Origin of the sequence: Streptomyces sp. BE20 (assembly GCF_036322525.1) — a bacterium.
In the GTDB taxonomy this organism is placed as follows: Bacteria; Actinomycetota; Actinomycetes; order Streptomycetales; family Streptomycetaceae; genus Kitasatospora.
In genome coordinates this window covers 1-336 of record NZ_JAQYWW010000813.1, presented here as the reverse complement: position 1 = coordinate 336, position 336 = coordinate 1, and the positions used below count along the sequence as shown (strand labels likewise).

General features: G+C 72.9%; 1 protein-coding gene. It reads left to right on the top strand.

What is annotated here, in order from left to right; all coding sequences use genetic code 11:
- The coding region (locus tag PUR61_RS17255) for an SDR family NAD(P)-dependent oxidoreductase (RefSeq protein WP_329879742.1) at positions 1 to 336 on the top strand (336 nt) is incomplete at both ends.

The following is a 336-nucleotide window of genomic DNA, read 5'->3' as shown; positions in this document are numbered from 1 at the left end:
TGTGATCTGGCGGACCGGTCCGCGGTGGAGGCGTTGCTGGCCGTGGTCGGTCGGGTCGACGCGGTCGTGCACGCGGCCGGTGTGGCCGAGGACGTGCCACTGATCGACGCGGACGAGGCGCATCTGGACCGGGTGATCCGGGGCAAGGTCGACGGGGCGTTGCACCTGGACGCGTTGGCCGGTACGGATCTTGACGCGTTCGTGGTGTTCTCGTCGATCTCGGGTGTCTGGGGCAGCGGGGAGCAGGCGGCGTACGGGGCGGCGAATGCGGCGCTGGACGCGCTGGTGGCGCGGCGTCGCGCGCAGGGTCTGCCGGGTACCGCCGTCGCGTGGGGC